This is a genomic window from Streptomyces sp. NPDC049597 (assembly GCF_040675505.1).
In the GTDB taxonomy this organism is placed as follows: Bacteria; Actinomycetota; Actinomycetes; order Streptomycetales; family Streptomycetaceae; genus Streptomyces.
This window is the reverse complement of record NZ_JBFAOY010000014.1, coordinates 117,031-130,001: the sequence shown is the minus strand read 5'-3', so window position 1 is coordinate 130,001 and position 12,971 is coordinate 117,031. Positions and strand designations below refer to the sequence as shown.

Here is a 12,971-nt window from a genome sequence, read left to right as displayed (position 1 = left end):
AGCTGCACGTGGATCCGGATCGAGGTAGATCCCGTGTGTGTCCCAGCAGCGTAAGGGCATCGACGGCGTCGCGGCTACGCAGGGCGAACACCGACGTGGACCACGTCGGGTACTCCTCGGGCAAGGCGGATCTCTTCGGTTCTTACCCCGGTGAATCCGGCATTCCGCATCGCATCCTCGAATGCGGCGGAGGGCTGTGCGGACCACACGGCGAGTACGCCGCCGGGCTTCAACACCCGCTCGCAGGCGGCGAGTCCGGCCGGGGAGTACAGCTCGCCGTTGTCCTCGGTGACCGTCCAGTCGGGACCGTTGTCGATGTCCAGGCACAGGCTGTCGTAGCGGTCGTCCGTCGTGCGCAGATACGCGACGAGGTCCGTGTGGAGGATCACGCAGCGTGGATCGGCGAGGGCCTCGCCGGAGACGGCCGCGAGCGGGCCCGAGCGGTGCCAGTCGATGATCGCCTGCTCGCGCTCGACGACCGTGATCCGCCGCCACTGCTTGCCCGCGGCGGCGTGTGCCAGGGAGAACCCGACCCCGAGCCCGCCGATGAGCACGCTCGGCGCGACGTTTCCCGTCTGCAGGGCGTTGTGCGCGGCGTCGATCAGCAGCCGCTCGGACCGCCCGTCCGAGGTGTCCATCAGGAAGCACCCGTTGGCGATGATCTCGTGCACCGTCTCGTCCCCGTCCCCGCGTCTGCGCAGCACGACCTCCCCGAACGGTCCCTCACGCCGGTCGAGGGTGACGGGTGCGTCGCTGGCGGGGAACGGCATCGGGTGACCTCCGGGCGGCAGGCGGGGTGACGACAGGGATCGGGGCCATTCTGTCGGGCCGCCGAGCGGCGGGACAAACCGGTTTCGGACGGGTTCGGGCGGACCTGGGGCGGGCGTCGTCACGCCGAGCGCCTCCCTGTCCCCGCACGGCGGCGCCGCGTCGTCCCGCTCCCCCGAGGGGCTCACCGGCCGACGCCCGCCCTGCCGCGCGGGCCTGCGGCTCATGCCCGGCCGCAGCGGCCGGAGGCCGGGGCGTGGAACAGGCTGACCAGCGGGGCCTGGACCTGCCAGCCCAGCGACTCGTACAGCGCCCGGCCGTCGGGGGTGCCGCCGAGCACGCCGGTCGTCGCCCCCTGCTCCAGCGCGGCGTTGTGGAGCGTGTGCATGACGAGCCGCCCGAGGCCCTTGCGGCGGTGCCCGGGCGCCGTCTCGATCTGGTCGACGACGGCGGTCTCACCGGTGGGCGCGATCTGGCCGCGCGCTGCGAAGGAACCGTCGGCGGCGACCACCAGCAGCCGGGTCACGCCGCCGCGCGTCCAGCGCTTGAGCGTGTAGCCCTCGGGGACCTCGGGTGCCGGTGTGCGGCGCAGCCGCGTCCGCATCAGCCAGCCGGGCTCGTCGATCCGCCAGTCGGGTCCCACCCATGCGACGACGTCCTCGGGCTCGGCGAAGACCTTGAGCCAGACGGTCGGCGCGGCGACCTCGGCGGCGACCTTGCGCACGGTGGCCTCGTCGTCGGCGGTCAGGACGTGCCGGGTGGCGTGCGTCACCTGGCCGACGTCGACGGTGAAACCCCATGGCCTGACCACGGGATCGGCCGCGCCACGGGACACGACCCAGCCGCGGACCCAGGCCGATGTAACGACTGAAGTATGCATGGGGCTATTACACCGGCCGGCCTGCCGGGCCGCCAGACCCGGGGGATCGGAAGTGGCGGACGGGAGCCTTCGCGCAGCGCGAGAGGGTGATCGCTCAGAGCGAACATCGTCCGGGGAACATCCTTGGGCTCATATGCATTGAGTCGGTACAGCTCAACTTGACTGCCTAAGGGGAGATCATGGCTGCCGATTTCACGGCTCACTCACCGCTCACCCTGCCCGTCCTGCCGCTGGACGACGAGGTCGTACTGCCCGGCATGGTCGTGCCGCTCGACCTGTCCGACAACGAAGTACGGGCCGCGGTCGAGGCCGCCCAGGCTGCCGCCCGCCCCTCCGGCAACAAGCCGAAGGTGCTGCTCGTTCCCCGCGTGGACGGCACATACGCCGCGACGGGTGTCCTCGGCACGGTCGAGCAGGTCGGCCGGCTGTCCGACGGCGATCCCGGTGCGCTCATCCGCGGCGTCGGCCGCGTCCGCATCGGCGCCGGGACCACCGGTCCCGGCGCGGCGCTGTGGGTCGAGGGCGCCGTGGTCGAGGAGACCGTTCCCGATCCGCTGCCCGGCGCCGTCACGGAGCTGGTCAAGGAGTACAAGGCGCTGGCCACCGACTGGCTGAAGAGGCGCGGCGCCTGGCAGGTCGTCGACCGCGTGCAGCAGATCGAGGGCATCTCGCAGCTCGCCGACAACTCCGGTTACTCACCCTTCCTGACCACCGCTCAGAAGATCGAGCTGCTGGAGACCACCGACCCGGTGGCCCGGCTCAAGCTCGCCACCGAGCAGCTGCGCGACCACCTCGCCGAGCAGGACGTGGCCGAGTCGATCGCCAAGGACGTCCAGGAAGGCGTGGACAAGCAGCAGCGCGAGTTCCTGCTGCGCCGCCAGCTGGACGCCGTACGCAAGGAGCTGCGCGAGCTCAACGGCCAGGAGGGCGAGGACGAGTCCGACGACTACCGCGCCCGTGTCGAGGCCGCCGACCTGCCCGAGAAGGTGCGGGAGGCCGCCCTGAAGGAGGTCGAGAAGCTGGAGCGGGCGAGCGACCAGTCGCCCGAGGGCTCCTGGATCCGCACCTGGCTCGACACCGTCCTCGAACTGCCCTGGAACGAGCGCACCGAGGACGCCTACGACATCCAGGGCGCCAAGGCGACCCTGGACGCCGAGCACGCGGGCCTGCAGGACGTGAAGGAGCGGATCACCGAGTACCTGGCGGTGCGCAAGCGGCGTGCCGAGCGCGGTCTCGGGGTCGTGGGCGGCCGCAGGGGCGGCGCGGTGCTGGCCCTCGTCGGCCCGCCCGGCGTCGGCAAGACGTCGCTCGGCGAGTCCGTGGCGCACGCGATGGGCCGCAAGTTCGTGCGCGTCGCGCTCGGCGGCGTACGGGACGAGGCGGAGATCCGGGGCCACCGGCGCACCTACGTCGGCGCCCTGCCCGGCCGGATCGTGCGCGCGATCAAGGAGGCCGGTTCCATGAACCCGGTCGTCCTGCTCGACGAGATCGACAAGGTCGGCTCCGACTTCCGCGGCGACCCGGCGGCGGCTCTGCTCGAAGTCCTCGACCCCGCGCAGAACCACACCTTCCGCGACCACTACCTGGAGGTCGAACTCGACCTCAGCGACGTCGTCTTCCTCGCCACCGCCAACGTGCTGGAGGCCATCCCCGAGGCCCTGCTCGACCGGATGGAGCTCGTACGCCTCGACGGCTACACCGAGGACGAGAAGATCGTCATCGCCCGGGACCACCTCGTGCCGCGCCAGCTGGAGAGGGCGGGCCTGGAGGCCGGCGAGGTCACGCTGGACGACTCTGCGCTGCGCAAGCTGGCGGGGGAGTACACCCGCGAGGCGGGCGTGCGGAACCTGGAGCGGTCCATCGCGCGGCTGCTGCGCAAGGTGGCCGCCCAGCACGAACTGGGCGACCGCGAGCTGCCGTTCACCGTCACCGACGGAGAGCTGCGCGGGCTCATCGGACGGCCGCACCACGTGCCCGAGTCCGCCCAGGACCCGGCCGAGCGCCGCACCGCGGTGCCCGGTGTGGCCACCGGGCTGGCGGTCACGGGGGCGGGCGGCGACGTGCTGTTCGTCGAGGCGTCACTCGCCGATCCGGAGACCGGCGCCGCGGGGCTGACCCTGACCGGTCAGCTCGGCGACGTGATGAAGGAGTCCGCGCAGATCGCCCTGAGCTTCCTGCGCTCGCACGGCGCCGAGCTCGAACTGCCGGTCGCCGACCTCAAGGACCGGGGCGTGCACATCCACTTCCCGGCGGGCGCGGTGCCCAAGGACGGCCCGAGCGCGGGCATCACGATGACCACGGCGCTCGCGTCGCTGCTCTCCGGACGCCAGGTGCGCACGGACGTGGCGATGACCGGCGAGGTGTCGCTGACCGGGCGGGTGCTGCCCATCGGCGGCGTGAAGCAGAAGCTGCTGGCGGCGCACCGCGCGGGCATCACGACGGTCGTGATCCCCAAGCGGAACGAGGCGGATCTGGACGACGTGCCGGCCGAGATCCTCGACAAGCTGGAGGTCCACCCGGTCACGGACGTCCGGCAGGTGCTGGAGCTCGCGCTCTCCCCGGCCGAGGTGCCGGTGGCGGCCGCGGCCTGACAGCGTGGCGGCGCACGGGCCCGGACGGTGGTGACCACCGTCCGGGCCCGTCCCGCGCTCGCGACCGCTCCGCCGTGTCCGGCCCGACCCGTGATCGCTCCAACACCGTGGCCGGTCCGACCGGTGATCGCTCCAGCAGCGTGCCCGGTCCGACCGGTGATCGCTCCAGCACCGGGCCCGTCCCGCGCTCGCGACCGCTCCGGGCCCGTCCCGCGCTCGCGACCGCTCCGTGCCCGTCCCGCGCTCGCGACCGCTCCGTGCCCGTCCCGCGCTCGCGCCCGTGGCCGGCCCGGGCCGGTGATCGCTCCGGCACCGTGCCCGCCCCGGGCGTCGCGCTCCCGCACAATGGACGGATGACATCCCTGAAGGCCGACTGCGCGAACTGCTTCGGGCTGTGCTGTGTGGCACTGCCCTTCACGGCCTCCGCCGACTTCGCCGTGAACAAGGACGCCGGTACACCGTGCGCCAATCTCCGGGCGGACTTCGGCTGCGGCATCCACAGCCGGCTGCGCGCGAGCGGTTTCCAGGGGTGCACCGTCTACGACTGCTTCGGCGCCGGCCAGCAGGTCTCGCAGGTCGTCTTCGGCGGTACGGACTGGCGCCGGGCCCCGCAGAGCGCCCAGCGGATGTTCCGGGTCTTCCCCGTCGTCCGGCAGCTGCACGAACTGCTCTGGTACGTGAACGAGGCGCTGCGGCTCGACGCCGCCCGCGAGGTCCACGACGCACTGCGCCGGCAGCGGGAGACGATCGGGGAGCTGACCCGCCTCGACGCCGACGCGCTCCTGGAACTGGACGTCGCGGCCCATCGCCAGGAGGTGAACGTCCTGCTGCTGCGCGCCAGCGAACTGGTCCGAGCGGGGAGCGGGCGCAGGAAGAAGGACCGCAGGGGCGCGGACCTGATGGGCGCCCGGCTGCGCGGCGCGGATCTGCGCGGGGTGAGTCTGCGGGGCGCGTATCTCATCGCCGCCGACCTCGGCGGCGCCGATCTGCGTCAGGCCGACCTGATCGGGGCCGATCTCAGGGACGCCGACCTGTCGGGCGCCGACCTGACCGGGAGCATCTTCCTCACCCAGCCGCAGGTGAACGCGGCCCGGGGCGACGGTGCCACCCGCCTGCCGGAGGGGCTGACCCGCCCCGCGCACTGGTCGTGACGGCCGGCGGGACGGGACGGGGCAGCGGGGACGGGATCAGCGGAGGGGCCGGTGGGGCGCGACGCGGGGCTCAGCCGTTGGCGAGCGCCTGGAGGCGGTCGTACGCGCCGTTGAACTTGTTGTGGTCACCGACGATCGGCCCGGACGACGTGTACTGCCACATCGTGTAGTAGGCCCAGCCGGCCGGGAGTTCGCCGGGCGTCGTGTTGTAGCGGGCGATCCACAGCGGGTTGTACGCGGCGAAGCCGGAGTAGTTGCCGGTGCACTGCTTCCACCAGCTGGTCGCCGTGTAGATGACCGCGTCGCGGCCGGTGCGGTACTTGTACCGGTTCAGGAAGTCACGGATCCATGTGACCATCCCGGACTGCGACTTGCCGTAGCAGGCGGGGCCGTAGGGGTTCCACTCCATGTCGAGCGCGCCCGGCAGGGTCTTGCCGTCCCTGGACCAGCCGCCGCCGTTGTTGACGAAGTAGTCCGCCTGGGCGGCGCCGGAGGCCGTGTCCGGGGTCGCGAAGTGGTACGAGCCCCGGATCATGCCGATGTTGTACGAGCCGTTGTACTGCTGCGTGAAGTACGTGTTCTTGTAGTACGTGCCTTCGGTGGCCTTGACGTAGGCCCACTTGACGCCGCTGTTCCACAGCGCGGCCCAGTCGACGTTGCCCTGGTGGCTGGAGACGTCGACGCCTTCCGTCTGGACGGCGCGGGTGTCCGGGGGGAGGTCGCCCTGGCCGTCATGGGCGATGACGCCCATGCCCATGTGCGCCGAGCCGCGTTCGGGCCTGGGCTTGGGGTCCGCGGTGGCGGAGCCGGGGGCGAGAAGGAGGGAGACGACTGCGAGGAGAGTGCCGGCCGCGGCGAGTCGCGCGCGGCCGGTCGTTCCGGATCTGTGCACGGGCATGGCGTGCCTCCGAAGACCTCGGTGGGGGATCTGACGACGTGTCGACATGTCGTGGCGGAAACTGCATGGTGTGGACATGCCATGAGTGACGCTACGCACGTAGAACGCCCCGTGGAAGAGGGCTGTGCGGCCGCCGTTGGTCTACGCCTGCGAAATACTTGCCGAGCTGCGGCGACGTGAGCCGCCGGAAGAAACTTTCATCACCAGGAAAGCGTGCGAGGTGTGCTGACGTGCACGAAAGCGGTACGGCGAGTGAAGCCGGCCCCAATGACGGTAGTGGTGTGGACCGCGAGTTCCTCGCGCTGGAGCGGGAGTTGTCGGTCTTCCTGCGCCGCGCGAGGGCCTCGTCAGGAGAGATGGCGCGCGAGGTCCACCCCGACCTGGAACCCGCCGCCTACGGTCTGCTCGTACGCCTGGAGGAGGCCGGACAGCAGCGCGCCACCGAACTCGCCGCGTACTTCGGCGTCGGCAAGGCGACCATGAGCCGGCAGCTGCGGGCCCTGGAGGAACTCGGGCTGGTCACCCGTGAGCCCGACCCCGCCGACGGCCGCGCCTCCCTCGTACGGCTCACGCAGGAAGGGATGGCGCGATTCCGCCATGTGCGCGATGCCCGCCGTGACCGCTACCGGAGCAAGCTGGCCGACTGGGACCGGCGCGAGGTCGCGGAACTGGCCCGGCTCCTGCACCAGCTGAACGCGCGCGCGGAGGGCTGAGCGCGCGGGAGGCGACGAACACCCGGGCGCCTCACAGCTCGACGAGAGCCGCGGTGGCGTCGTCGTGGAGCTTCCAGCGGACCGCGCCCGTACGCCGCTCCGCCGCCGTCTCCAGGGCCCGCACCCGGTCGATCAGCGCCTGGGCGCCCTCCTTGCGCAGCACGCCCACGCACGCGGCCCAGTCGCCCTCCGCGAACATGTCCACCCAGCGCGACGCGCCGTCGGTCAGCGCCGCCACCGCCCGTACGTCCTCGCGCGCGACGCCGCCCGTCACGGCCCGTCCCGCGACCGCCGGGTCGGCCGCCGCCGTGAAGAACCCGCCCTCCGCGTTGCGCAGGGCGTCGGCCGACGCGTGCGTGCGCAACGCCTCGCGGGGCAGCCGGTCGAGCCGGTCGTCCAGCACCGCGCGGACCGAGCCGTCGGGTGACTCCAGCAGCAGCGTCGAGTCGGAGAGCACCAGGTACTCCAGCTCGTCGGCCGCTGCGCCCCACCGGGCGAGGACCACCGTCGCCTGGGGTGTGCGCACGTGAGAAAGGTCACAGGTGTCCCGGTGGGCGTCCGCGGTGCGCCGGATCGCCTCCGAGAGCACGCCGGTCAGGGGCAGATCACGCCGCGAACCGGACAGTTCGACCAGGGTGCCGCCCAGGCGGGCGGTGAACCAGGGAACCCCGTGCACGCATCCCGCGTCGCCCTCGGGCGGAGTCACTCCGTCCAGGACCACCAGCGATCCGCCCTGGCCCGATGCGGGCAGAGCCACCGAGGCCCAGTCCTCGTTGAGGCGTTCCGGGGCGCCCGGGGCGGTGGCGAGTTCGATGCGCATGTCCTTCAGTCTGCATGACTCCTCCGCATGGCCCCCACTTCGTGCGGATTGGCTCGTACCAGCAGGTCAGAGGGGTTGCTTCGACCCAAATGGACCGCTGTGCGAAGCTGCGGGCGCGCATCCTGCCAAAGGGCGGCCCCAAGGTCCAACCCACACGCCGGGAGCCGGGCGTGTCGGCGTTCGGGAAAGTTGTTCGCCAACTCCGGCATGTTGTTCACTCGTTCGGGTGGCGGAGCGGCCGATGCGCGCCTCCCTCCCAAAGGCACTGGAATGGTCGGAAGCCGTACCAGGGGTGGGGCTCTCGCGTGTGACCGGTCGTCATCTCTGCTTCATGGGTGGACGAGTCAAGCAAGATTGCGAGCACCGGTGCAGAAGAAGCGGCCTCGGGGCAAGGGCGACAGGCCCACTGGAACGGCAGGCGAGCTCCAGGTCCCGGCCCCTGCGGCCCCCCTGCCCCCGCAGGGACAGGGCGAAACCGTCCGGACCTCGGCCGGGAGCCCCGCGTTCCCGGCGCAGTCCCCGGGACCCGCCGCGCACGCCACGGGCCCCGTGCAGGGCACCGGACCCGCGCAGCCTGCCGGACCCGCGCCGAGCACTGGTCCCGCGCCGAGCACCGGTCCCGCGCCGAGCACCGGTCCCGTGCCGAGCACCGGTCTCGTGCCCGACGCCATGACCCCCTCGGGGCGCCGCGCGCGCGTGCGCAGCCGGCTCGTCGCCGGGGTGGCGGTCGTCGGTCTCGTCGTCGTCGGTGCCGGAGCCCCCGGCGTCCTCGCGACCTCCGCGGAACTGACCGAGGCCCAGCGCCTGGTGACCCTCGCCGAGCTCGACCGCCAGGCCGTGACCCTCGCGCACTCCCTCGCCGACGAACGCGACGAGGTCACCGCCTACGTCGCCGCCGGCCGTGATTCCGCGAAGGACGGCGAGGCCGGGAACGAGGACGGTGAGGCCGAGAACGGGAACGGGAGCGGGGAGGGCGAGGCCGCGGACGCGCCGAAGCTCTCCGCGACGCTCAGCGCCCGGGTCGACCGCCAGGTCCGCGAGATCCGCGCCGCCGTGCCGGACGACCACGCCGAGCTGCGTCGCGCACTCGCCTCCCTGCCCGGTGTACGCCGCACCGCCCTCACCGGCACGGGCACCCCGCTGGAGGTGCACCGCGCCTACACCGCGGTCATCAACCAGCTCCAGGCCCTCGCCGACGAGCTCGCCGAGAAGACCCCGCCGCGCGCCGCCGAGGCCACCCGCGCGCCCGCCGCGCTCGGCCTCGCCGTGGAGCAGGCGTCCGCCGCCCGCGGACTGCTGCTCGCCGCGCTGTCCGTGCCGCAGCCCGAGACCCGGCTGACGTACGACCCGGTCACCGGCCTGCCCCTGCAGACCCCGGCCGAGGACTCCGGCGCCGACGCCCGTACCCGCAACGAGCTCACCGCCGCGGCCCAGCAGGCCCGCGTCCGCGAACTCGCCGCCCTCGCCGACTTCGACCAGGCCGCAGGCAAGGACGCCCGCGACAACCTGGCCGCCACCGTCACCGGCCCCGAGGTCAAGACCGCCGAGAGCCTTCTCGCCCGCCTCACCGACCAGCCCCGCCTCTCTGCCTCCGAGCGCGGCACCGACCGGTCCGAGCTGGAGGCCGCGCTCACCGCCCGTATCGAGCAGATGCGCGGCGCCGAGACCGCGCTCGCCGCCGACCGGCTGGTGCGCATCGAGCAGCTGCGCGACGACGACGTCACCGCGCTCGAAGTTCGTGTCGCGCTCCTCGGCGGGCTGCTCGTCGTCACCATCGGCGTGCTGGCGGCCGTCTCGCGCACGCTCACCCGCCCGCTCGCCGTCCTGCGCATCGGCGCCGCCCGGCTCGCGGAGTCGCCCGAGACGGAGGAGCCGGTCCGCTTCACCGGCCGCAACGACGAGTTCGCCCAGGTCGTACGGTCCCTCAACAGCCTGCACGGCACGCTGCGGGACCTCGGCGCGCGGGTCCGGCACCTCGACGCCGAACGCGCCGGCCTCACCGGCTCGCGCGAGGCGCTCACCACCGAGTTGGCCGAGGTCCGCACCGAACTCGGCGAGCGCGCCGAGGAGCTCGCCACCGAGCTGCAGCGCCTGCGCCACACCGTCCACCACACGTTCGTCAACCTCTCGCTGCGCACGCTCGGCCTCGTCGAACGCCAGCTGGGCATCATCGAGAACCTGGAGGAGCGCGAGCAGGACCCCGAGCGGCTCGCCACCCTCTTCAAGCTCGACCACATGGCCACGGTCATGCGCCGGCACAGCGAGAACCTGCTGGTCCTCGCGGGCGCCGAGCACGGCCAGGGCCACGTCGGCCCCGTCCCGCTCGTCGACGTCCTGCGCGCAGCGGTCAGCGAGATCGAGCGCTACGACCGGGTCGTCATCCAGTCGCTGCCGCCGCACGCGCAGGTCGCGGGCTTCGCCGCCGACGACCTCAGCCACCTGGTCGCCGAACTGCTGGAGAACGCCACCTCGTTCTCGCCGCCGGACGCGCAGGTCGAGATGTCCGGCTGGCTGCTGGAGAGCGGCGAGGTGATGCTCTCCGTCCAGGACGCGGGCATCGGCATGACCGAGGCGCGCATCGAGGAGTTCAACGCCCGGCTGAAGGACCCGGAGACGTACGAGACCGACGCGGGCCGCGAGACCGAGGGTCTCGGCCTGCGGGTGGCCGCGCTGCTGGCGGCGCGTCACGGGGTGCGGATCCAGCTGCGCGAGCACAAGCAGGGCGGGATCACGGCGGTGGTGGTCGTCCCGGCGTCGCTGCTGCCGGACGGTCCGCCGGGGGCGGCGTCCCAGCGGACGCCGGTGCCGGGCGCGGGCCCGGCGCTGAACCTGCCGGGCTCGGCGGCGGAGGCCAACTCCAACACCCTGCCCCCGAGCGCCCGCCGCCCCGCCCAGCCGGAGGCTGCGTCCGCGTCGGACGCCGAGCGGCCGGCCGACGCCGGGAGCGTGTCCGGAGATGCCCCTGTCGCCACCGCCGGCTCCGCGTCGCTCGGTGCTGACGTCGACCACGCGCCTGACGCCGGCCCGGCTGCGCCCACGGCCGGGGGTGCGCCGCACGCGGACCAGGTCGCTGACACCGGCCACGTCGCGCCCTCGTCCGGTCTGCCGTCGCCCGCAGGTCCGTTCGCCGCCGCTGAGGCGGCCGCCGCCGAGCACGTGTCCGACGCGGCCGGGACTGCTGCCGCCGACTTCGGCGCTCATGCCGCCCCGGCGCCGCATGCGGATCACGCATCCTCGTCGGGTCTGCCGTCGCCCGCAGGTCCGTTCGCCGCCGCTGAGGCGGCCGCCGCCGAGCACGTATCCGACGTGGCCGGGACTGCTGCTGCCGACTTCGGCGCTCACGCGGCCCCGGCGCCGCATGCGGATCACGAACCCTCGTCAGGTCCGGCGTCCTTCGGCGTCGAGCCTGTGCCGCACGCGGACCAGGTCCCTGACACCGGCCACGTCGCGCCCTCGTCCGGCCTGCCGTCGCCCGCCGGTCCGTTCGCCGCTGAGCACGTGTCCGACGTGGCCGGGACTGCTGCTGCCGACTTCGGCGCTCACGCGGCCCCGGCGCCGCATGCGGATCACGCATCCTCGTCCGGTCCGGCGTCGTTCGGCGCCACCCCCGCGCCGCACGTGGACCAGGGCGCTGACGCCGACCACGCGTCCGCCCCGGCGCACGACGTCACCGCCCCCGGTGCCCACGTGGAGCCCGTGGCCGATGCCGGTCACGGCGTCCCCGTCGAGCCCCTCCTTCCGGCCGACCCGTTCGTCGAGGCCGCCGAGCGGGCCGTGCGGGCCGCCGAGGGGGAGCGGGACGCGCACGAGCGCATCGCCGAGGGGGAGCGCGACGCGCACGAGCGCATCGCCGACGGGGAGCCCGAGGGCATCGAGGAGGAGACGTTCGCCATGCGGCTGCCCGAGCAGCCCGCCGACGACGTCACCTGGGACCGGGTCACCGACAAGGGCCTGCCCAAGCGGACTCCGAAGATCGTCGCGCAGTCCACCGCGCCCGCCGGGCCCACCGCGAGCGTCGACGCCGAGGCGCTGCGGCGCCGGCTCGGCGGCTTCCACCGTGGCGCGCAGGAAGGCCGACGCGACGCCGAGGCCGAGATCGCGCAGAGCCGCACGCAGCAGACCACCCCGGCCACCGACCAGCAGAACACCGACACAGAGACGGGGGACACAGTCGAGGAGGCACGCAGTTGACTGCGACCGGCACATTCGGGCTGAGCAAGGAAGCCCGTAATCTGCAGTGGTTGTTGGGCAATCTCGTGGAGGAGGTGCCAGGGGTCCGCTCGGTCGCCGTCGTCTCGTCCGACGGCCTGCTCCTGCTCTCCTCCGACCCCGCGCAGAACACGGCCCCGGCGGACGAGCCGGCCCGCCGTGACGGCCCCCGCGGCTCCAGCGCCGACCTCGCCACCATCGTCTCCGGCATCGGCAGCCTCACCATCGGGGCCGCGGGGCTCATGGACGGCGGCAAGGTGAAGCAGACCATGGTCGCCATGGCCGAGGGCAGCGTCTTCGTGATGTCGATCAGCGACGGCTCCCTGCTCGGCGTGCACGCCGCCCCCGACTGCGACATGAGCATCGTCGCGTACCACATGGCCCTGTTCGTCGGCCGCGCCGGACACGTACTCACCCCCGAAGTCCGCAGCGAGCTGCGCAAGTCGATGGAGAGCGCCCGATGACAGCCGCCGCCTCGTCCTCCAAACTCCCCGTACGCGGCCAGGGACGCAGGCCCGCCCGCGTACGCCCGTACTCGCTCACCGGCGGCCGCACCCGCTTCGGCCACGTGCTCCTCGTCGAGACCTTCGTCGCCGCGCTCGAGGCCCCGCCCGAGCGCCGCGAGCTGCCCGGCGGCGACCTCTCGACGCGTGTCATGCCCGAGCTTCGGGCGATCGTCGAGCTGTGCCGCCGTATGCGTACCGTCGCCGAGATCTCGGCGCTGCTGAAGATGCCGCTGGGTGTCGTCCGGGTGCTCCTCAGCGACCTGGCCGACCAGGGAAAGATCCGTGTGTACGGGACCGGGCACGGCACCGGACAGCCCGACCGCGCGCTGCTCGAAAGGGTGCTGAGTGGACTCCGCCGCCTCTGACACGCTCCTCGCCCGACCGCACGTCCCGCAGGACCAGGACGCGTCGAGCGCCCCGGCCGCGGCGGACGCG

General features: G+C 73.2%; 10 protein-coding genes. 6 read left to right on the top strand and 4 right to left on the bottom strand.

Annotation, left to right across the window (positions count from 1 at the left end):
* Nucleotides 1-74 precede the first annotated feature (74 nt).
* The gene (locus AB0K02_RS18300) at nt 75-770 is read right to left on the bottom strand and encodes a spermidine synthase (protein WP_365993469.1); all 696 of its coding nucleotides are present in this window, start codon (nt 768-770) and stop codon (nt 75-77) included.
* 221 nt (nt 771-991) lie between these two features.
* A complete protein-coding gene (locus AB0K02_RS18295; protein ID WP_365993468.1) occupies nt 992-1,648 on the bottom strand; it encodes a GNAT family N-acetyltransferase in 657 nt (218 codons plus the stop codon).
* A gap of 179 nt (nt 1,649-1,827) precedes the next feature.
* Here AB0K02_RS18295 and lon point away from each other — a divergent pair, with 179 nt between their 5' ends.
* Both lon and AB0K02_RS18285 read left to right on the top strand, forming a co-directional pair.
* Complete coding sequence (lon, locus tag AB0K02_RS18290) at nt 1,828-4,239, top strand: endopeptidase La (protein ID WP_365993467.1); 2,412 nt, start codon at nt 1,828-1,830, stop codon at nt 4,237-4,239.
* 353 nt (nt 4,240-4,592) lie between these two features.
* Nucleotides 4,593-5,390 carry a pentapeptide repeat-containing protein gene (locus AB0K02_RS18285; protein ID WP_365993466.1) on the top strand — a complete coding sequence of 266 codons (798 nt, stop codon included), beginning with the start codon at nt 4,593-4,595 and terminating at the stop codon, nt 5,388-5,390.
* 70 nt (nt 5,391-5,460) lie between these two features.
* Here AB0K02_RS18285 and AB0K02_RS18280 read toward each other — a convergent pair whose 3' ends face one another.
* Nucleotides 5,461-6,288, bottom strand: coding sequence for a lysozyme (locus AB0K02_RS18280; RefSeq protein ID WP_365993465.1), 828 nt, complete (start codon nt 6,286-6,288; stop codon nt 5,461-5,463).
* 230 nt (nt 6,289-6,518) lie between these two features.
* Between AB0K02_RS18280 and AB0K02_RS18275 the strand changes: the two genes are divergently transcribed.
* Entirely contained in the window at nt 6,519-7,001 is a 483-nt protein-coding gene (locus AB0K02_RS18275; RefSeq protein ID WP_365993464.1) for a MarR family transcriptional regulator, read from the top strand.
* Between the two features lie 31 nt (nt 7,002-7,032).
* On the opposite strand, the gene AB0K02_RS18270 is transcribed toward AB0K02_RS18275, so the two are convergent.
* The gene (locus tag AB0K02_RS18270) at nt 7,033-7,821 is read right to left on the bottom strand and encodes a hypothetical protein (protein WP_365993463.1); all 789 of its coding nucleotides are present in this window, start codon (nt 7,819-7,821) and stop codon (nt 7,033-7,035) included.
* A 669-nt stretch (nt 7,822-8,490) separates the two neighbouring features.
* Here AB0K02_RS18270 and AB0K02_RS18265 point away from each other — a divergent pair.
* Genes AB0K02_RS18265 through AB0K02_RS18255 form a run of 3 tightly spaced genes read left to right on the top strand, consistent with a single transcriptional unit; the run spans nt 8,491 to nt 12,901 of the window.
* The gene (locus AB0K02_RS18265; protein WP_365993526.1) at nt 8,491-12,012 is read left to right on the top strand and encodes a nitrate- and nitrite sensing domain-containing protein; all 3,522 of its coding nucleotides are present in this window, start codon (nt 8,491-8,493) and stop codon (nt 12,010-12,012) included.
* Nucleotides 12,009-12,494, top strand: coding sequence for a roadblock/LC7 domain-containing protein (locus AB0K02_RS18260; RefSeq protein WP_365993462.1), 486 nt, complete (start codon nt 12,009-12,011; stop codon nt 12,492-12,494). Before AB0K02_RS18265 ends, AB0K02_RS18260 begins: the two co-directional genes overlap by 4 nt.
* The gene (locus tag AB0K02_RS18255) at nt 12,491-12,901 is read left to right on the top strand and encodes a DUF742 domain-containing protein (protein WP_177147545.1); all 411 of its coding nucleotides are present in this window, start codon (nt 12,491-12,493) and stop codon (nt 12,899-12,901) included. The genes AB0K02_RS18260 and AB0K02_RS18255 overlap by 4 nt, the downstream gene beginning before the upstream one ends.
* Nucleotides 12,902-12,971 lie beyond the last annotated feature (70 nt).